Origin of the sequence: Nostoc sp. FACHB-888, from assembly GCF_014696655.1 — a bacterium.
GTDB lineage: Bacteria > Cyanobacteriota > Cyanobacteriia > Cyanobacteriales > Nostocaceae > Nostoc.
The window spans coordinates 101,760-119,837 of the sequence record NZ_JACJQM010000009.1; the positions used below are offsets into that span (position 1 = coordinate 101,760).

The 18,078-nt window shown below is 40.6% G+C and carries 19 protein-coding genes; 8 read left to right on the forward strand and 11 right to left on the reverse strand.

Translation table 11 applies throughout. The annotated features are described in order from the left end of the window. Nucleotides 1–113: 113 nt before the first annotated feature. On the reverse strand, nucleotides 114–1,043 hold the full coding sequence (locus tag H6G26_RS08265; protein ID WP_190728790.1) for a sugar ABC transporter permease: 930 nt from the start codon (nucleotides 1,041–1,043) through the stop codon (nucleotides 114–116). Between the two features lie 122 nt (nucleotides 1,044–1,165). Between H6G26_RS08265 and H6G26_RS08270 the strand changes: the two genes are divergently transcribed. Beyond that, a complete protein-coding gene (locus H6G26_RS08270; RefSeq protein WP_190728791.1) occupies nucleotides 1,166–1,828 on the forward strand; it encodes a GIY-YIG nuclease family protein in 663 nt (220 codons plus the stop codon). 150 nt (nucleotides 1,829–1,978) lie between these two features. Here the strand turns inward: H6G26_RS08270 and H6G26_RS08275 are convergent, their stop codons facing one another. After that, nucleotides 1,979–2,818, reverse strand: a complete 840-nt coding sequence (locus H6G26_RS08275; RefSeq protein WP_190728792.1) for a GNAT family N-acetyltransferase — start codon at nucleotides 2,816–2,818, stop codon at nucleotides 1,979–1,981. A 268-nt stretch (nucleotides 2,819–3,086) separates the two neighbouring features. Here H6G26_RS08275 and H6G26_RS08280 point away from each other — a divergent pair, with 268 nt between their 5' ends. Then, complete coding sequence (locus H6G26_RS08280) at nucleotides 3,087–3,665, forward strand: DUF1003 domain-containing protein (RefSeq protein WP_190728793.1); 579 nt, start codon at nucleotides 3,087–3,089, stop codon at nucleotides 3,663–3,665. Nucleotides 3,666–3,837: 172 nt separating this feature from the next. On the opposite strand, the gene H6G26_RS08285 is transcribed toward H6G26_RS08280, so the two are convergent. Both H6G26_RS08285 and H6G26_RS08290 read right to left on the reverse strand, forming a co-directional pair. Then, nucleotides 3,838–4,620, reverse strand: coding sequence for an ABC transporter ATP-binding protein (locus H6G26_RS08285; RefSeq protein ID WP_190728794.1), 783 nt, complete (start codon nucleotides 4,618–4,620; stop codon nucleotides 3,838–3,840). 431 nt (nucleotides 4,621–5,051) lie between these two features. Next, nucleotides 5,052–5,894: a methyltransferase domain-containing protein gene (locus H6G26_RS08290; RefSeq protein ID WP_190728795.1), complete on the reverse strand. Its 843-nt coding sequence runs from the start codon at nucleotides 5,892–5,894 to the stop codon at nucleotides 5,052–5,054. A gap of 238 nt (nucleotides 5,895–6,132) precedes the next feature. Between H6G26_RS08290 and H6G26_RS08295 the strand changes: the two genes are divergently transcribed. Together H6G26_RS08295 and H6G26_RS08300 are read left to right on the forward strand one after the other, a co-directional pair. Then, the gene (locus tag H6G26_RS08295; protein WP_190728796.1) at nucleotides 6,133–7,470 is read left to right on the forward strand and encodes a TrkH family potassium uptake protein; all 1,338 of its coding nucleotides are present in this window, start codon (nucleotides 6,133–6,135) and stop codon (nucleotides 7,468–7,470) included. A gap of 176 nt (nucleotides 7,471–7,646) precedes the next feature. Then, nucleotides 7,647–8,342 carry a TrkA family potassium uptake protein gene (locus H6G26_RS08300; RefSeq protein ID WP_190728797.1) on the forward strand — a complete coding sequence of 232 codons (696 nt, stop codon included), beginning with the start codon at nucleotides 7,647–7,649 and terminating at the stop codon, nucleotides 8,340–8,342. A 162-nt stretch (nucleotides 8,343–8,504) separates the two neighbouring features. On the opposite strand, the gene H6G26_RS08305 is transcribed toward H6G26_RS08300, so the two are convergent. Next, on the reverse strand, nucleotides 8,505–9,638 hold the full coding sequence (locus tag H6G26_RS08305; protein WP_242053638.1) for a tetratricopeptide repeat protein: 1,134 nt from the start codon (nucleotides 9,636–9,638) through the stop codon (nucleotides 8,505–8,507). Nucleotides 9,639–9,669: 31 nt separating this feature from the next. Continuing rightward, complete coding sequence (queA, locus tag H6G26_RS08310) at nucleotides 9,670–10,875, reverse strand: tRNA preQ1(34) S-adenosylmethionine ribosyltransferase-isomerase QueA (protein ID WP_190728837.1); 1,206 nt, start codon at nucleotides 10,873–10,875, stop codon at nucleotides 9,670–9,672. A 245-nt stretch (nucleotides 10,876–11,120) separates the two neighbouring features. On the opposite strand from queA, the gene H6G26_RS08315 reads away from it, so the two are divergent. Next, on the forward strand, nucleotides 11,121–11,510 hold the full coding sequence (locus tag H6G26_RS08315; RefSeq protein WP_190728799.1) for a hypothetical protein: 390 nt from the start codon (nucleotides 11,121–11,123) through the stop codon (nucleotides 11,508–11,510). A 276-nt stretch (nucleotides 11,511–11,786) separates the two neighbouring features. Here H6G26_RS08315 and H6G26_RS08320 read toward each other — a convergent pair whose 3' ends face one another. Next, on the reverse strand, nucleotides 11,787–12,323 hold the full coding sequence (locus H6G26_RS08320; protein WP_190728800.1) for a YraN family protein: 537 nt from the start codon (nucleotides 12,321–12,323) through the stop codon (nucleotides 11,787–11,789). 23 nt (nucleotides 12,324–12,346) lie between these two features. Between H6G26_RS08320 and H6G26_RS08325 the strand changes: the two genes are divergently transcribed. Next, nucleotides 12,347–12,943, forward strand: a complete 597-nt coding sequence (locus H6G26_RS08325; protein ID WP_190728801.1) for a pentapeptide repeat-containing protein — start codon at nucleotides 12,347–12,349, stop codon at nucleotides 12,941–12,943. A 112-nt stretch (nucleotides 12,944–13,055) separates the two neighbouring features. On the opposite strand, the gene H6G26_RS08330 is transcribed toward H6G26_RS08325, so the two are convergent. Further along, the gene (locus tag H6G26_RS08330) at nucleotides 13,056–13,433 is read right to left on the reverse strand and encodes a hypothetical protein (RefSeq protein WP_190728802.1); all 378 of its coding nucleotides are present in this window, start codon (nucleotides 13,431–13,433) and stop codon (nucleotides 13,056–13,058) included. Nucleotides 13,434–13,597: 164 nt separating this feature from the next. On the opposite strand from H6G26_RS08330, the gene H6G26_RS08335 reads away from it, so the two are divergent. Both H6G26_RS08335 and H6G26_RS08340 read left to right on the forward strand, forming a co-directional pair. Further along, nucleotides 13,598–14,377: a Uma2 family endonuclease gene (locus H6G26_RS08335; protein WP_190728803.1), complete on the forward strand. Its 780-nt coding sequence runs from the start codon at nucleotides 13,598–13,600 to the stop codon at nucleotides 14,375–14,377. A 228-nt stretch (nucleotides 14,378–14,605) separates the two neighbouring features. Continuing rightward, nucleotides 14,606–16,072: an AIPR family protein gene (locus tag H6G26_RS08340; protein ID WP_190728804.1), complete on the forward strand. Its 1,467-nt coding sequence runs from the start codon at nucleotides 14,606–14,608 to the stop codon at nucleotides 16,070–16,072. Between the two features lie 293 nt (nucleotides 16,073–16,365). Here the strand turns inward: H6G26_RS08340 and H6G26_RS08345 are convergent, their stop codons facing one another. The 3 genes from H6G26_RS08345 to H6G26_RS08355 form a co-directional block, all read right to left on the reverse strand. After that, the gene (locus H6G26_RS08345; protein WP_190728805.1) at nucleotides 16,366–16,809 is read right to left on the reverse strand and encodes a type II toxin-antitoxin system VapC family toxin; all 444 of its coding nucleotides are present in this window, start codon (nucleotides 16,807–16,809) and stop codon (nucleotides 16,366–16,368) included. Nucleotides 16,810–16,820: 11 nt separating this feature from the next. After that, a complete protein-coding gene (locus H6G26_RS08350) occupies nucleotides 16,821–17,231 on the reverse strand; it encodes a hypothetical protein (RefSeq protein WP_190728806.1) in 411 nt (136 codons plus the stop codon). 339 nt (nucleotides 17,232–17,570) lie between these two features. Beyond that, on the reverse strand, nucleotides 17,571–17,888 hold the full coding sequence (locus tag H6G26_RS08355) for a DNA-binding transcriptional regulator (RefSeq protein ID WP_190728807.1): 318 nt from the start codon (nucleotides 17,886–17,888) through the stop codon (nucleotides 17,571–17,573). Between the last annotated feature and the right edge of the window lie 190 nt (nucleotides 17,889–18,078).

Here is an 18,078-nt window from a genome sequence, read left to right on the forward strand (position 1 = left end):
AGCTTTGTTTCTTCTCGAACCTCCTCTTTTACTTCCTGCTTTGTTTCTTCCTTTACTTCCTGGTAAAATGGATATTTAAATATTTTAAGATTATCGTGGCTGATAGGGCAATATCAGATTGTGATATTATCTCCTCCTTCTTGATTGATAACTAATCGCAAAATTGATAATCCTAAAATTATCAAAAATAGCACTAAACCAATGGTGCAAGCATAGCTGATTTCCAAATTACCAAAAGCTTGCTCATATAGATAATAAACAATTGTTTTCGAGCTACTGAGTGGGCCACCTTGGGTCATAATGTATACTTCTTCAAACACTTTGGTGGCAGAAATAGCCGAAATCACAGCCACTAGTGCTAAATATGGCTTCATCAAAGGTATGGTAATATCCCAATGTTTGCTGATACCATCAGAGCCATCGATCGCAGCGGCTTCGTAAACATCAGCAGGAATTGATTGTAACCCCGCTAAGTAAATCACCATATAGTAGCCTAGTCCCTTCCACACGGTGACAGCCATGACGCTGGCAAGAGAAATTGGTACGATGCCAAAAATTTTTGCTGGGCTAGTTAGCCAAGGAATACCTTCTGGAACAAGGCCCAAAGCTTTTAGGAACTGATTGAGTAATCCGTTTTCTGCATACAGCCATTTCCAAGCTATTCCCGCAACCACCATTGAAATTACCACTGGGGCGTAGTATGCGGATCTAAACCAATTCATCCCCCGCAGTTTCTGATTTACTAAAATTGCCAGCACTAGGGGAGCAATTACTAAAATTGGGACTACACCCACAAGATATAAAAAAGTGTTTTCCAAAGTTTTCCAAAAAACTGCATCCTTCCAAAGTTTAAAGAAGTTGGCGAAACCTATCCATTGTGGCGGCTGAACTATATCTTCATAGCTAGTAAAGCTGAGATAAAACGCTTGCAGCGCAGGCAAAAAGACTGTTAACGCCAAAAGAACTAAGGCTGGTAGTAAAAATAAATAGGGGGTAAGTCGCTGTTTGATGAATATCCAATTTTTAGGTGTCAATTGATTCATATAATGTTTAATAGTTGTTTTCGCTTTGTCAGCAATAATTTGGAGATGTGAGTAAATTTAAGCTTCAATATTCTAAAGGCATATATTTACAATTTGCTGTAATAGCTCAGAGATAAACGACAATGGAAACTCAGCACAACCCGCCAATTGAACATCAAAATGTCCCCATAAACCACCGTGGGCTACATGAATTTTTGTATAGTTCCGACGACGAACACACCACCACTGAGGTGAGTATAACCCCTGAACTGGTAAATAATGGTACTGAAATCATTGACCTTGAGACTTGGAGTACAGCTGCTCAAAACGCTAAAATCGCAGGTGTTTACTCAGTATTAGACGCAGAACGCCACACGCAGTACATCGGCTATTCTCGGAATGTCTTGCTTTCCCTAAACAGTCATATCACCCAAAATGGTCAGCAAAAGTGTGCTTTTGTGCGGGTGCAAGCATTCAAGTTTCCCAAGCGTCAAGAAATGGAAGATTTGCGAGATGCGTGGATAGCAGAACTCGAAACCACACCACCTGGTAATGCAACTGATTGCGAAATGTGGGCTAGCACGGTAGGCGAAGCTGCAAAGGCGGTAATGTCAGAGGCGGAACGTCAAGCCTACGAGGAGAAAAAGCTAAAACTGCGGAAAGCAATGGCTGATACAACCCTCTCTAAAGAGTCAGAAACAATAGATGCGAGTATAGCCGAACGTCAGCGTCAACTTGAAGCTGCTGTAACAAATGATGACTGGAGTGTAATTATCGACGCACAAACACAAGAAACCAAGTCTTAGGATGAGTGTTCAGTCCTCTCGTTATTTCCCCACTTGGATACCCTATTATGAAATGCGCTTACCCTGGTGTTTTAGGAGATGGAGGTGCGATCGCAGTTTATATATTCTGCCATAGAAAGTAATTTAATTGAAGTGATCGCTTTATTATGCTTACTCGTTTGAGGTGAATGAGTATTCGTGCCAATCGCTTAGGGGGCGATACCCAATCGCTTGATAAATATGATTGGCTGTGGGATTGGCTAAATCTGCTATGAGGAAACAATGGTGGCATCCTTGGTCTAGCAGTTTTTGGCTTAACGCTGCGACACAGGCAGTAGCATATCCTTTGCGACGATACTCTGGTGGTGTATAAGCTAAATTGATCCGACCAATTGTAGGTAACACTTGTTTACTAGACGCAATTGAAACTGGAGTGTTATCAACCCAAAAATAAGTATTCTGCTGTTTCAATCGATTATCTACCTGGTGTTCGACATCTTCGCTCACCGCTTCATCTATCTCAGAGAAAAATGCAGCAAGCCACTCAACCAAAAGAGAGCGATCGCTTTCAGTTGCCAGTCTGAGATATCCTCTGGCTGTTGAGACTCTTTGCACTGCCGTTAATTGGTAAATTTTCATTACCACCGACCGTTGATAGAATTGCCCTGTCAGTGTTTGCCAAGTTTGCGAGAATATTTCTACCTCTTTAGCCAGTCCCATGATTCCTGGGAGTTGCTCTTGACGCAAATCTTGAGCAATCAATCGCAAAGTATCCATATTCTGGGCTTTGGATAGGATCAATTTTTGGGGTGGGGTGCGGATGGCAACAGCCAGAATCTCACCATTTGTTTGGACAATTGCTAAATAAGGCTTACCTACATAACGTTCTGGGTTATGCAACAAGGTATGCAAGATACTAAGCAAAAGATTATTTTCTACCTGATGCTGAAGTAAGTAAGCCTGAGTACAGTCCCAAAATTCCTGAATGTTGTCGAATTTATGTAGTTGCATGATTTGCCTAACTACGAACCAAGTAAAGAGTTGTGCTATCTAGAACCTTCTATATATTATTGTGTAGCTTCCAATCATCTATCACTACTACATCAAGCTGGAGTGCGATCGCTGCCTCTACACCTAAATATCTGAAGGTAGTTTTTTGCTTACCATCACTTTTGTTTATCGTTTTGTAAAGTAATAATATTTGCTTCTATCGTTTAACCATCGTACATTAAAAGTTATCAGGGTAAACACAGACAGAAATAACGCCAAGGGGTGCAACATGAATCCATTCAAAAAAGTATCACCCAACAATGTTGATGTAAAAGTAATTCAAAAACCTCAAATTGTGGAGATACAACCAGCAGCCCAAAACATTTCCACTGAACCACTGACTCGCGGACAACGCATTGCTGATAAATTAGCGATGAAAGTGGGTTCTTGGGGATTTCTCATTGGGCAAAGCGTTGTTTTAGCTGGGTGGGTTGGTATAAACGCAATGCCTGGGGTTCCCCACTGGGATGAATCACCGTTCATGATGCTCAATTTGGTGTTTTCATTTGCCTCAGCCTATACAGCACCAGTTGTCTTGATGAGCCAAAATCGTCAGTCTGATACTGATCGGAGAAATGCCGAAATTGACCATCAGGTGAATTTGAAAGCTGGACAAAATATTGAACTGCTACATGAAAAATTGGATGACTTACATACTCAAAAACTGAACGAACTGACCCAAATTATCAAGGAACAGCAGCGAGTTCTTCATGAGCTTCAAGTAAGTCTAGTGCCTGAATCTAAAGAGGTTAAAGTGAGTGTATTGCCAGGACTGTACGTCCAAAATGGCGCTCAATCACCCAAGTAAGTTATTGTTAACAAAGCTTTCACTGTTGACCAACCAGTTATGGACAATAACAAAGTTATTGATAAGTTAGTTCGTCGATAAATATTACTAAATAAGGCATTTGTAAGGATATATTTGGCAAAATTGTACAGAATTAATAAAAAAGTGTCAAATGGTCAGAAAAGTAATCGAGTTATAATGACACAGCAGAAACAGCACAAACTTGTAAACCTACAGGTGTGTGGATAATCACAGATTCCACACCAAATACTTGGGCGATCGCATTTGGTGTCAGAACTTGTTCAGGCGTACCAACTTCCCAAAGATGACCCTGTTTTAATAATGCAATACGAGAGCTATACCGTGCTGCTAAATTCAATTCGTGTAAAACTGTGATAATAGTTAATCCCTGCTGCTGATTTAGTTCTTTAAGTAGTTCCAATAGTTGCAGTTGATAGTTAATATCTAAAAAAGTTGTAGGTTCATCTAATAGTAAAATTTTTGGCTCTTGCGCTAGTGCCAGGGCTAAAAAAGCCCGTTGTCTTTCACCACCTGAGAGTTTTTCGACTAAGCGATCGCTAAATTTTTCTAGCTGTGTCTTTTCAATTGCAGCTTCCACTTTGACCCAATCTTGGGCGTTTAATTCCCATTGCCACCAAGGTTGATGTGGCGTACGTCCTAAGCTTACTAATTGTCGCACTGTTAAGCCAACGGGAACCGTTTGCTGTTGCGGTAATAATGCCAGTTTCTGTGCGACTACATTTGGAGGTTGAGAGTGAATTGCTTTGCCATCAAGTAGTACTGTTCCCTGCTGTGGAGAGAGAATACGACTCAGCAATTTGAGTAAAGTAGATTTACCTGAGCCATTAGCACCAACTAAACTCAACCATTCTCCTGTTTGCAGAGTCAGGTTAATGTCTTGAACAATTGGTACTAAGGTGTAACCGCCTGTGAGGTTTTGCAGTTCGAGTGGCATTTCAGAAATTCAAAAATGAGAAATTTAATTTTATTAGAATGTAATTTTAGCGAGTATACCAAACTAATTCTAAGTCTTTAACGCTTAAAGGAATTAAAATATCAGCGATCGCTACTGCGTAAATTACTCAAATTAGAAACAAAGTGCTGTTTACTTGCGGAAAATACTAAAATGAGTGCGTGATCTACCGAGATGAGAAAGCAATCAAGCATTTTGAGAAAGCAATATGCCTTTTTGCTTGCTAAATCTACCGAGATGAGAAAGCAATCAAGCATTTTGAGAAAGCAATATGCCTTTTTGCTTGCTCAAATATTACAATGAGAAAGCAATTGGCATTAAACTGCTTCTAATTTTTTCTCCCCCTGCCTTCCAAAACGATTCATTATTTTTTAGTTGGAAGTCCTTTAAGGGGGTAGCGCAGCCGTGCGTTTTTACTTATTGCCGCACAATAAGCCAAACCGAATTAGCCCACGCTGATAACCGCGACGCATTAATCCCAGAGATAATGCCCCTTGGATGGTAGTCCAACCAGCATTTAGTAAGCCCCAAAACGCTTGGGGAGTGAATGCGGAATCAATGACTACATTCCAAAAGGGGGCGACAGCCTGCGACCAATCAGCAGTGCGGATATTGTTTAATGGTAGTTGACGTGCGATCGCTTCGTACTCTGGCAAAGAAATCACATAAGGCAAACAATACACCCGATAAATATCCTGCAAATGCTTTTCTTCATCAGGCGTTAGTGGGGATTCATCAGTTGGTCGATGACACCAAGTCACCATAATTAACTTGCCACCAGGCTTCAATACTCGATAGCACTCTTGGAGAAACTTGGTTTTATCTGGCATGTGTTCACCGCTTTCTAGCGACCAAACCAAGTCAAAAGAATCATCAGCAAAGGGCATTGCTTGAGCATTTGCGACTTGGAACTGTGTTCTTAGGCTCAAATTAGCTTCCATTGCGCGTTCCGTTGCTCTCGCGGCTTGTACAGGACTCAGTGTAATGCCTGTAGCCTTAGCATTAAACTTGTGTGCGAGGTATAAAGAACTGCCGCCAATGCCACAACCCACATCTAAAATATTGTCAGCTGCTTGTACCCCTGCCCAATTCAGCAGTTCTTCGATTAAATCAATTTGAGCCTGACGGCGGTCTTTTTTCTGGGTACCATCAGCACCGTAATAGCCGTGGTGCATGTGTTCGCCCCAAATCTGTTCCCACAGACCAGAGGAAGCATCGTAAAATTGCTGGATTTGCTGATAAAGTGTTGCACTCATGAAAAAAGCAGTGTTAAGACAAAGCCGAATTAAAAAAACATACACATTAGGCTACCATGTGTGTTTTTAATTAAAATAGGATCTTTTGGTTTGCAGGGATAATAAACTCCGGTTTCTCTTCTCTGGAGAAATTTACTGATTTTCCCTTAATAAGCTGCCTTTGCTCTCATTTGCATACCGGATGTTTCCGGGATGCCTAGGATGATTGAGTTTTTTAATTTGAAATTTTCAATTAATTATGACTGTTGCTCGCACAATTTGTTTGGGTTTTCTCGCTGTTATCGCTGTAGGTACTATTCTATTGATGATGCCTTTCTCGACTAGCAATGGTACGTGGAATAACCTGATTGTGGCATTATTCACCTCGACATCCGCAGTTTGTGTCACAGGTTTATCAGTAGTTGATCCTGGTACTTATTTTTCCTTTTGGGGTCAGTTATTTATTGCGCTATTAGTTCAGATTGGCGGTTTGGGCTACATGACAACTACTACATTTCTGATTTTGCTCATTGGTCATAGGTTTGATATGCGGCAAAAAATAGCGATTCAACAAGCTTTAGACCGACCGGGGATGAGTGGTAGCGCCCAAGTAATCCGTTCAATTATTGCCACCACTTTAATTTTTGAAATTACAGGTATATTTTTACTGCTACCAGCTTTCGTTCCTGAGTATGGATGGAGTAAAGGACTTTGGTTAGCAATTTTTCATAGTATCAATTCTTGGAATAATGCTGGTTTTAGTTTATTTAAAGATAACTTAATTGGTTATCAGTCATCCTTCTTAGTAGTCTTCACCGTTACAATACTAATTATTTTTGGGGGAATTGGGTATCAAGTAATTTTGGAAATGTACTTTTGGGTGCGCGATCACATTTTAAAAAATTCTATTAGAATGCAAAGATTTTCTCTAGACTTTAAAGTTGCGACCAGCACAACATTGATATTATTATTTCTAGGGCTAGTTGCTTTTTTCTGTATAGAGATCAGAAACCCTGAAACATTTGGTTCTTTAAATTTACGCGACCAAATATTAGTAGCGTGGTTCCAATCCGTTACTCCTAGAACTGCTGGTTTTAACACCATCGATATTGGCAAAATGACCACTGCTGGTCTATTTATTACGATCGCGCTAATGTTTCTTGGTGCAAGTCCAGGTGGTACAGGAGGAGGCATGAAAACAACAACCTTGAGGGTCTTGACCAGTTGCACTAAAGCTATACTCCAGGGGAAAGAAGAAGTTTTATTGTATGATCGCAAAATAGCAATATCTTTAATTTTGAAAGCTGTGGGTGTGTTAGTGGGTTCAGTAGCGGCTGTGATTTTAGCTACGATTTTAATAAGCCTCACAGATCCAACATTAGATTTTATTAAAATTTTGTTTGAAGTGGTATCAGCCTTCGCCACTGTAGGGCTTTCTACAGGCATTACAGCAAGTATTTCTACAACAGCAAAGCTCATCTTAATTGTCACGATGTACGTTGGACGAGTAGGTATTTTACTACTGATGTCCGCTATACTAGGAGACCCCCGCCCCACTAGAATTCACTATCCTGAAGAAAATTTACTCGTGGGATAGAGAGTAGGGAGTAGGGGAGGCAGGGGGAGAATAAGTAATGACCAATGACTAACGACTAATGACTAACAACTAAACTGATAAAATATACATTGAAAGGCAAAAAATAAAATTTTTAATTCAAGCTGTATGAGCGTTTTTTGCCCTAAATACAGGGAGCCATAATAAGGATAACAACGGTGAATCTGTCATCATTAAGCTTTTTTCGCAGTTTACGTAAAGATAACCAGCAATTTGCTGTAATTGGGTTAGGTCGTTTTGGTAGGTCTGTCTGTTCCACACTGCATAATTTTGGTTATCAAGTGCTGGCAACAGATGTTGATGAAAAACGAGTTTCAGAAGCATTAACTGAGGGAATCGTTGGTCATGCGTTGCAACTAGACTCTACAGAACCAGCCGCACTCAAAGAAGCTGGAATTTTTGAATTTGATACTGTAATTGTAGCGATTGGCAACTACGTTCAAGAAAGCATCATAACTACCCTAAATGTGAAAGAGGCTGGTGTCCCTCACGTAGTTGCCAAAGCTTCTAGTGAAGTTCACCGCAAACTGTTGCATCGAGTAGGAGCAGATCATGTTGTTTTTCCTGAGTACGAAGCGGGTTGCGCCCTAGCGCGTACACTTACCAAACCAGCAATCTTAGATCGGTTTGACCTCGACCCAGATAACAGTATTGTAGAGGTAATCGTGCCTGATGAATTTCATGGTCAAACGATCAGTGAACTTCAACTTCGCAACCGCTACGGTTTGAATCTGCTAGCCGTAAGTCAGGATGGTAAATTTCAAATTAATCCTAACCCCACCAAGCGTTTAGAACGTGGTTCAGCAATGGTAGTTATTGGTTGTAATAAAGATATCAATCGTTTACCAATTTAAAAAATTTAAAAGTTGAAAGTTAGGAGTTAGAAATTATTAACTATCAAGGAAAATAAAAACGCCAGTCGCCAGAATTTAGGTTGAATTATGACGACTGACGCATGACTTCTTCTTTTATTCTTAACTCTGAGTTTTTTATTGTCCGGGACTCGTTGTAGTAGACTATGGTTCAACTAAGGTAGGAACATTACCAGGGTTGGTTGGAGTTTCTGGTTGATTTGGCGTTTGTGTCTCCGGTGTTTGTATTACATTACTTGTGTTGTCTGGAGTCTGAGAGGGAGTAGCTGTTTGACTAGCTTGAGACTGCTGCTGCCCAATTTTCTGGGCAATTTGCTGCATTAGCTGCTCAATTTTTTCAGCTTGTTCAATGTTCCCTTGCTCACGATATTCGTTATGGGCACGTTTCAATACTCGACCAGCTTTCTTGATCTCGCCCTGATTATATAAAGTTATTCCCAAGTTATGGTAAATTGATGCGTTTTTAGGATTTAGGCGAATAGCTTGCCGATAAACAGAAATAGCCTCAGAAGCTTGACCTTGAATTGCTAGCAAATTTGCCATATTGTTATAGGCTGTGGCATTTTTAGGATCTAGCTGCAAGGCTTGGCGATAAGTAGCGATCGCAGGCTCTATTTGACCTTGTTGTTGCAAGGCGATCGCTAAGTTAAAATAAGCCTTAGCGTTGCTGCTATCTAAATTAATTGCTTGCTGGTATGCTGCGATCGCATCCTCAAGCTGTCCTTGTTCATAGAGCGCCAAACCCATATTATACAACGCTGCTACCCTTGTGGCATCTATCACAAGGCTCTGGCGATAAGCTGTAATCGCTGCGTCTTTTTCTCCTTGTCGATGCAGCACTAACCCCAAATTGTAATAAGCTTCACTGGAATTGGGATTAGTTTTAATCACCTCTGCATATTCTTGTAAAGCTACATCCAGGCGATTCTGCCCCACAAATATATTACCTAGATAATTTCGTGCTGCTTCCAGGCTAGGATCTCGCTGCAACGCTTGACGAAATGCATATTCCGCACCCTGTAAGTCTTTACGGTTATAGCGCGTGACTCCTTGCTGAAAAAAGCTAGCTGCTTCAAGATCCTGAGAAATTGCGGTTTCTGCTAGCAGCTTGCTAACTGGAAAATTAGTAACTGTCGGTGCAGCCAAGACCAAAAACGTAGAACAGCCACAGAGTGTCACCCGGCAAAATAAATGTAACCACTGAGAGAATAGGGATTTTTCTGACATGAATCGCAGACCTATACTTATTTTTAGCTCGTCATAAGTCAGAGTACCCATCGCGAAAGAAAAAATTCCAAATTTCCAACTTTTAACTTCTAACTCCCACACCTTCAGGCAAAATTAGCATTGCATCACCGAATGAATAAAAGCGATATCCAAAAGCGATCGCTTCGTTGTATATATTCAATAATCGTTGTCTGCCAATTAGCGCACTTACCAACATCAGCAAACTGGAACGCGGTAAGTGAAAATTAGTAATTAAACCATCCACCACCTGCCATTGGTAGCCGGGATAAATAAATAGGTCTGTTTTGCCGCAAAATGGTTGTAAATTCACAGATTGAGCCGCCCCTTCTAAGGCCCTTACTGCCGTTGTTCCCACAGCAATAATTCGACCGCCAGCTGCTTTAGTAGCGCGGATTTGCTCTACTGTAGCAGTGGGTACTTCAATCCATTCTTCATGCATCTGATGGGTAGTAACATCCTCCACTTCCACAGGGCGAAATGTCCCAACACCAACGTGCAGCGTTATAAAAGCTTGATTGATGTTGCGATCGCGCAACTTTTGTAATAATTCTGGGGTAAAGTGTAATCCTGCCGTCGGAGCTGCGATCGCTCCTGGTTGTTTTGCATAAACTGTCTGATACTGCTCATCAGCAGCTGACGAGGTAGTGATGTACGGTGGTAACGGCACTTCACCAAATACCTCTAACAGTTGCACCAAAGGCTTTCCCTCTGGCACATCAAATTGCAACAAACGCCCCCCAGTTGCTGCGTCTGTTTCTAGAACCGTAGCTGTCAGTTGGGGACTGGGGACTAGAGAAGAATCTTCCCAATCCCCAATTCTTAATCCCCAACTACCAGTCTCCGCTTGCCTTGCTTCAAAAATAATCTTCGTTCCCTGTTTGAAGCTTTTTCCTGGCTTAACTAAAGCTAACCAACAGTTATACTGCCGTTCTTCCAACAGCAACACCTGGATTTTACCACCAGTAGATTTATGACCATAAAGCCGCGCTGGAATGACTCTTGTATTGTTCATAACCAACAAATCTCCAGAGCGCAGCAGTGCAGGCAAATCATGGAAAATGTGGTGTATGGGTTCTGTTTCAGTACCTGTAGTAGGAGAATTAACCACCAGTAACCGTGAGCTATCTCTAGGAACTGCTGGGTTTTGAGCAATGAGTTCTGGAGCTAGTTCGTAGTCATAGCCAGCTACCGAGCAATCTAATTCAAAATTTTTTTCTTGTGGGCGAGATGTGTCTTTCAAATTGGCTTGTACTAGTTTTTGGTTTATTTAGTATTTATACTCTCTTAAACAATTTAGTTTGAGCTTTCGCTTCTACAGGAACTTTAAAGCATCTTCGCTCAATTTTCTCACTAGGCTATAAGATTGTTACTATTAAGTAACACGGAAAATTTAACATAAAAATTGGGTAAACCTCCCCATCTAAAAACGGGGGCTTTTACCCTACCGGGAACAGGCACTTATTGACGAATATATATATGTAGGATTGGCTTTGATCCCAAGCACCAACAAACATGGAATACTTGTACTATCTGGCAAATGCCAGTCTAACCCTGAGGGTCGTTCAACATCTGCACGCTAGACCCCAGACACCAGTTTCTTTCGTCACCGTAATTCATCAAATTGATGGCTGGGTGGTTAGGATCAAACTCAGAAGTCAAATCTCGCCCCAAGAAGATGGCGACTTCCGCGCTTTTCTAAATGAATTAGGAATTAGCTACGAGCCGCCAATGAGGGTGCAAATGGCACTTTGGAGTTTGGAAGCAGGACAGTGTCCTGTAGACGTGATGCGTCGCTATCAGGTTGCGATCGTCTCTCATGGTAGTCCAGAGAGAGACGAAATCGAGGCATTCCGGCAGCAGTTTGTCCGGGGCTTAGGTTATTGTCCAGAAACTTTGGCGTGACTCTATTGGATTGTAACGCCACTACAAAATTATCAAGAAAGAATTCAGTAGTTAGGAGTCAGAAGTCAAAATAAATCCATAAATTTTGTACGACTGACAGATAAAGGGGTTTAACACCCCCCTAAATATACTTTTTTTAGTGTTCTACCCTGCGAGAACGCCAAGGGCGAACAATTTAGTGGCGGGTTTGAATCCCAAACAATTGATTCTGAATGCTGTTAGCGGATAGCTAGGGTTTAGCCCATTCTGACTTCTGAATTCTTCAACCATTATCAATTAACTACTATCAACTGAAGAGTCGAAAGCTGCAAGAATATATTCTTGCAACTTAAACTTATATCCGGCTGCTGATGAAGTCGCAAGAGCTTCCTTTGCCATAACACCAGTCAGATTTTTGGATATCCTTTGGCAGTAAACAATAGCAACATCAAATCGGCAAGAATAATCTGCCTTTTCAGGATACTGAGCTAAAAACATTCCAGCTGTCCGCGAGATTTTTGCTTGCTTTTGTGGGGTGATTGCGCTTCTTCCCCCTGCATCCCAACTACCTGAACTGCGGGTTTTGACTTCAACAAATGCTAGTAATGAGCGCTGAGTAGTGTTAGCGGGGCGTTGAGCCAGTAAGAAGTTCTCCCCCTGCTCCTCTGCTTCCCCATATCGTCCATCATGTTGGGCGATGATATCAATTTCTCCCCAGCGACTAGAAAAGCGACGATGGAGAATTATCCAACCTCTAGATTGCAACCATTGGGCTACTAGGTCTTCTCCTAAAGAGCCAATTTCTGGATAATGAGATGGAGGAAGGTTAGCCATTGATTAAAAATATTATGAATTTTATGAATTCTAGGTTAAGCGATGCCTGCGGCGAGCTACGCCTACGCATAACAGGTTCTAAGCGAAACTCGTCCCGTACTAAGTTGGGGCGCAAGTGTAAAACAGACTATAAGATTTGGGCAAGTATACTCAGCTTATTCCTTTGGGGAATAGTTGGCATCACGGCAATTGTCGGTTTTGCTCCCACAGCTTTGGCACTTGAATATAATAAAGAAATTTTGGTCGAGGCTGATTTTTCAGGGCGTGATTTAAGAGATTCCAGCTTTACCAAAGCTAATCTCCGCCAGAGCAACTTCAGCCACGCTAATTTGAACGGTGTGAGTTTCTTTGCAGCAAATTTAGAGTCTGTGAATTTGGAGGGAGCTGACTTGAGAAATGCCACTTTAGACTCAGCTCGTTTAGTTAGAGCAAATTTGACAAATGCACTGTTGGAGGGTGCTTTCGCTGCTAACGCCAGATTTGATAGTGCAATCATTGACGGGGCAGATTTTACCAATACGCTGCTGCGTTCCGATGAGCAAAAAAAATTGTGCAAACTTGCCAAAGGAACTAATCCCATTACAGGACGAGATACGCGTGACACGTTATTTTGTCCTTAGTATTTTCTAGCTGGGAATTGGGAATTGGGCATTGGGCATTGGTTATTCCACTCTTGCTCCCCCTGCTCCTCTTCCCCCATTCCCCATTCCCCACTTAGAAAATATTGAACACCTACCAACCACTGACACCAATCTTTTGACAAACAACTTTCATTCCTTTGCCTGGTGAAGAACTTGCTACAAAAGGGATTTCTCCTTTTTCCTTATCCTCTTCAAGTAGCTGTCCTTCTGGCCCGTAAATCGCAATGCGATTGCGAAAAAGCCGCGATTCTTTGCACGATGCATCAAAGGTAGTCTCGAAGACCCCATCTCCGTAGATCCCGTAAAGTTTGTATGTCGTGCCCTTAATAGTTTCCGTGTCCAGAGCTACGCTGTTTCCCAATTTATCATGCCCTACAGTAATATATCTTTCTGCATCTTGAGCGAATACACTGCCACTGCTCAATAAAATAGCGATCGCTCCCACTATGCCGCTGATCTTAAAATACATACACTTTAAAAATATCAAGATTTCATATATTTCTACCTGCAATCAAAGCGCTTCTAGCAGGGTAGAAGTACTGAAATCAAGACGGAGCAGGGTGTTATACTACTTAGTAACACCTTATGGGAAGTGTAAAGCACTAAATAAATAGCTGCAATACTTGTCAAAGCATGAGTGAAACACTTGCTGACGTTGCCATACCGCCTCAGTTTCCCGATCACGCTCAACTACCAGAGTCTGATGGTACGTTTGTAAAAAATTTTCAAGAGCATCCCCAAACCATCATTTTCACAGACTCAATTATTCAAGTTTTGCAACGCCTACATCCAGATGGACAGTATTGTATTGGTCAAGATTGTGGTATTTACTGGCGAGAGACTGAACCACCAGAAAAAGGACCAGCAGCACCGGACTGGTTTTATGTTCCTGGTGTACCACCAAGGCTAGATGGCAAAAACCGCCGCTCCTATGTTTTGTGGCGGGAATATATACCCCCATTGATTGCCGTAGAACTAGCTAGTGGTAATGGCGATGAAGAACGAGATGTCACTCCTTTACCTCTAGCTGGTAGTCGGGAAGGCACAAAACCAGGTAAATTCTGGGTATATGAGCGAATAATCCGAATTCCCTACTATGCCATTTATGAAATTAGTAATAACAAACTGGAAGTTTATCACCTGGTAGATTTTTCTTACCACAAGATGCAGCCTAATGAGCGAGACCACTACCCAATTCCTCCTTTAGGAGTAGAACTAGGGTTATGGCAAGGAAGCTACTTGAATAATCCTGAGCAATTTTGGTTACGCTGGTGGGATTTAGAGGGAAATCTGTTACTGATTGGTCAAGAAAAAGCCGAGTTGCAAAGGCAAAGAGCCGAGCAAGTTGAACGAAAATCTGCACAACTAGCAGAACGGCTCAGGGCAATGGGTATCGACCCAGATGTAGAGTAATATTTACCAACCTTATGGGAAACTGAAAAACTTAGTAATCACAGGTAAAAGCTTACCACAGAAGAGGTTAGAGAGCAATGCTTGATTTTTTTGTAGGAGTTGAGAGAGCGTTGTTTTTAGAAGGTTGTGTGGGTTTTACAAAAACGTGGCAGTTTTCATATCTTAGATGCTACATCAAATTTATGTTATATAATATACTAACATTAACCGTATATATAAGTAATCATTATGCAAGAGTCAGAACTGGAATACTCAAATTTATCTGACTTATTATCACCCTACAGGAAAAAAGAAAGGAGTATCGGTAGATCATTTCTAAATTGGTTTTTAGAAAATATTTTCGCCATGGATGATACATCTGCTGACGATGCAATTTGCGATGGAAGCCAGGATAAGGGTATAGATGCAATATACGTTGATGAATTAAATGAAGAAATTATAGTTTTTCAATCCAAAACTGTTGAAAGTGCAAACAAAACTATTGGTGATACAAGTTTAAAGGAATTTGCAGGAACTCTTAACCAGCTTTCAACTATTGAAAACATTGAGCTTATAGAGAAAGGAAATGCTAATGAAATACTAAAAAAGCTCGTAGTAGACCTAAAGCTGAAAAACAAGATTACAAATGGATTTATAGTAAAAGGTATTTTTATAACTAATGCATCAGCCGATCAAAATGCAGCAGAATATTTGGCTTCTAACGAGAGTATTAAGCTTTTTGACAAGAAAAAGATAGTAGAAGTACATATAGACTTTGAGAAACAAGGTGGAGTTAATGATGAATTTGTCTTTGATTGCTCTCACGTAACCCCTCTAAACTTTTCTACTCTCGACAACATCGCAGAGGTATGGGTATTTACTGCTTTTGCAAGCGATTTAGTAAAAATGTCTGGAATTGAAGATGCTTCATTATTTCAACAAAATGTACGACTGGCTTTAGGTTCAACAAAAGTTAATAAAGCAATTAAAAAAAGTATCTTAGATCCAAATGAACATGTTAAATTTCAACTGTATCACAATGGAATTACTATAATTTGTGACTCGGCTAAACATGAAAATGAAAAAATAATTATAGATAACTATGTGGTAGTGAATGGTGCTCAGAGTATTACTACTCTCTACAATCAAAGGAAAAATATTACTGAGAATTTAAAGATACTTACTAAGATCATAAAACTTAATACTAACGATGTAAGTCTTGTAAAAAAAATTACGACTAATAGCAATAATCAGAATGCTATCAAGCCTAGAGATTTACAATCAAATCAAACTATACAACAAAGGCTAAAAAAAGAATTTGAAAGCATTGATGGCTATGAATTTGCCGTCAAAAGGGGAGAAATATTGGATGAAGGTAAGGTAATAAGCAACGAAGATGCTGGAAGAATGCTATTAACATTTGATCTGAATGAACCTTGGAACTCCCACCAAAAATCGCAGATTTTTGACGAGTACTATTCAAAAATATTCGGTAGACCAGAAGTTAATGCCCAAAGAATAATTCTTGTATATGAAATCCTCTCTGTTGTTGAAGAACAACTAGACCAAATTGACCATAAACAATATGCTTATTATTCGGCGACAAAGTATTTTCTACTATATGTTATTTCTCAAATTATGCAAAAGGATGAAGTTGGTAAAGCTGTATATACAAATAAATTAAAAATTGTGTTAAATTCTAAAGACTTAAACTAATTTAAGAGAATAATAACTGATATCCTCAGAAACAACATTATTGTAGATTTAAACTACTTTTTGAAAGACGAAAAAAATCTACTTTTGATTACAAAAAAGTATCTAAAAACACAACTGAGTTGCAAAGTTTGTGCATGGAACTATTAAAAGATTATGAAAAAGACCTGAAACGGGCAAAAGCAAAAAGTATATCTGAGCAGTGGAAAGCCTTTAAAGAGCAGGATCTAGCTAAAAATAGCGATGTTTATTAAATTGGCACTTAATTTATTAGTTCAGCATACTAGGTAAAGCAATTAAATCCAGGATTCGACTGAAAAGCTGTAAACTTGCTGAATCCTAGTGAAATCGCTGTCAGCAGAGACGAGAGTAATATTATGATAAATTGTTGTTGCGGCAATCCATAGATCATTATCATCAAAACCGAGATCCTGAATGCGGGCACTACGGCGTTTGTTTTTTTCTTTTGGGGCAAATTGACGAAAAATGCGGTTCTTCAGTTGACTGTATATCTCAGCTATTTCTTTGTTGATCAGATAGATATCAATCTCTGTCAAGAATGCTTGAACTACTTGTAAGTTCATCTCTCGACGCTCTGATTTTTCCGTCATGTAGAGCAACTCACCATAGCTAATGATGCTAATCCCAAAAGGATCTTGAGCATAGCTTTGAGCAGTTGCCACAACTTGAGGGTTGTTGTTAATGAGATAACTACAGTGATTGGTATCGAGCAAATACATAAATTATTGACTTAAAACTTCGCTTTTGAGCGAGTTGCATCAAGAAATGCTAGGCACTCCTTTAGGTCGTCTCCATGCCAAGTACCAGCAAATTTGAGCAAGTCTTGACCTGTAGAGCCTCGTCGGATCACAGATTGAGAACGATCGCCACGTTGTTTGATTTCAGCGATCCTAGCAGCAAAATCTTCAGGTGGTTCTGCTAGAGTCTCATCCTCCAGAAGAGAATCGGGCGGAATGTGTGCTTGCTCTAAAGATGCCAGAATCGAAGCTCCAGTGGAAGGTGATTTGGTCACTTCTGATTGAGATGCAACTGTTTTCTGAAGACCAAGAAATGCTAGATATTGCTCAACCTGAGTTAGTTGGTCATCTGGAAGTTGAGCAATTTGTTGTTGAAGTTGACGGCGGCGATCAAGCATAGTCATCGGACACCTCTCAGGAACTAGTAAACTTTCATTCTACTTGATTGATACAGTAGGAATGGTTTTGACGATCGCACTATAAACCCTCTTTTGTCACTTTCGGCAGAGAATAATCTGTAACCCTTGCCCGGATAGGATTTTAACTGTAGAGCTTTGTTTGAAGGTTTCTATTAGCTTGCGATCGCTAATCTTCCCACTAAATCTAAGTTTCATCATTTAGCCTCAATTTTTATTTCCCCAGAGTGACAAAAGAGGGATAAAAGTCACAAAGTTTGAACAAAGAGCAATGGGCTACGCCCCGCCGCAGGCATCGCACTCCAGCAAGTACGCAGGGTTAACCCTTTAATCAATCACGCTATTCAATCCCCGTTTTTTAACTAGGTGCAACAGCTTAAGAGCAGTGCCACTGGGACGCTTCTGACCGATTTCCCACTTTTGAACCGTTGATAGACTTGTATTTAAAATCGCAGCAAATACTGCCTGGCTGACATGAGATGATTCGCGTATTTCCTTAATTTGCTTAGGCTCTAGCGGTTCAATTGGAGACAAGCACAGACAGTCGAATTCACGCAATGTAGTCTGATCCATAAGTCCAGCCTTGTGCAGCCCCATAGCCGTTTCGTGAACGGCTTCAAGAATCGCTGATTTCTTCTTCGGCATTGCAAATTACCTCCATTACGCTTTTTGAACAGTCCGCCTCCTAGATCGGCTTCGTAAAGTCCTGCCGTCATTTCGTTTACAGCAGCGCAGAGGCTAACCCTCTTTGCGTGCCCAACGGTTAAACCATCGGGTTTGGTAGATTATCATGCTATGGTCATTAGCTTCGCTTATTATATAGCACTAAGTGCTA

Coding starts and splice junctions, on each gene's coding strand:
- H6G26_RS08265 (WP_190728790.1), bottom strand. CDS start 1,043: ATGAATCAATTGACACCTAAAAATTGGATATTCATCAAACAGCGACTT.
- H6G26_RS08270 (WP_190728791.1), top strand. CDS start 1,166: ATGGAAACTCAGCACAACCCGCCAATTGAACATCAAAATGTCCCCATA.
- H6G26_RS08275 (WP_190728792.1), bottom strand. CDS start 2,818: ATGCAACTACATAAATTCGACAACATTCAGGAATTTTGGGACTGTACT.
- H6G26_RS08280 (WP_190728793.1), top strand. CDS start 3,087: ATGAATCCATTCAAAAAAGTATCACCCAACAATGTTGATGTAAAAGTA.
- H6G26_RS08285 (WP_190728794.1), bottom strand. CDS start 4,620: ATGCCACTCGAACTGCAAAACCTCACAGGCGGTTACACCTTAGTACCA.
- H6G26_RS08290 (WP_190728795.1), bottom strand. CDS start 5,894: ATGAGTGCAACACTTTATCAGCAAATCCAGCAATTTTACGATGCTTCC.
- H6G26_RS08295 (WP_190728796.1), top strand. CDS start 6,133: ATGACTGTTGCTCGCACAATTTGTTTGGGTTTTCTCGCTGTTATCGCT.
- H6G26_RS08305 (WP_242053638.1), bottom strand. CDS start 9,638: ATGGGTACTCTGACTTATGACGAGCTAAAAATAAGTATAGGTCTGCGA.
- H6G26_RS08315 (WP_190728799.1), top strand. CDS start 11,121: ATGGAATACTTGTACTATCTGGCAAATGCCAGTCTAACCCTGAGGGTC.
- H6G26_RS08320 (WP_190728800.1), bottom strand. CDS start 12,323: ATGGCTAACCTTCCTCCATCTCATTATCCAGAAATTGGCTCTTTAGGA.
- H6G26_RS08325 (WP_190728801.1), top strand. CDS start 12,347: ATGAATTCTAGGTTAAGCGATGCCTGCGGCGAGCTACGCCTACGCATA.
- H6G26_RS08330 (WP_190728802.1), bottom strand. CDS start 13,433: ATGTATTTTAAGATCAGCGGCATAGTGGGAGCGATCGCTATTTTATTG.
- H6G26_RS08335 (WP_190728803.1), top strand. CDS start 13,598: ATGAGTGAAACACTTGCTGACGTTGCCATACCGCCTCAGTTTCCCGAT.
- H6G26_RS08340 (WP_190728804.1), top strand. CDS start 14,606: ATGCAAGAGTCAGAACTGGAATACTCAAATTTATCTGACTTATTATCA.
- H6G26_RS08345 (WP_190728805.1), bottom strand. CDS start 16,809: ATGTATTTGCTCGATACCAATCACTGTAGTTATCTCATTAACAACAAC.
- H6G26_RS08350 (WP_190728806.1), bottom strand. CDS start 17,231: ATGACTATGCTTGATCGCCGCCGTCAACTTCAACAACAAATTGCTCAA.
- H6G26_RS08355 (WP_190728807.1), bottom strand. CDS start 17,888: ATGCCGAAGAAGAAATCAGCGATTCTTGAAGCCGTTCACGAAACGGCT.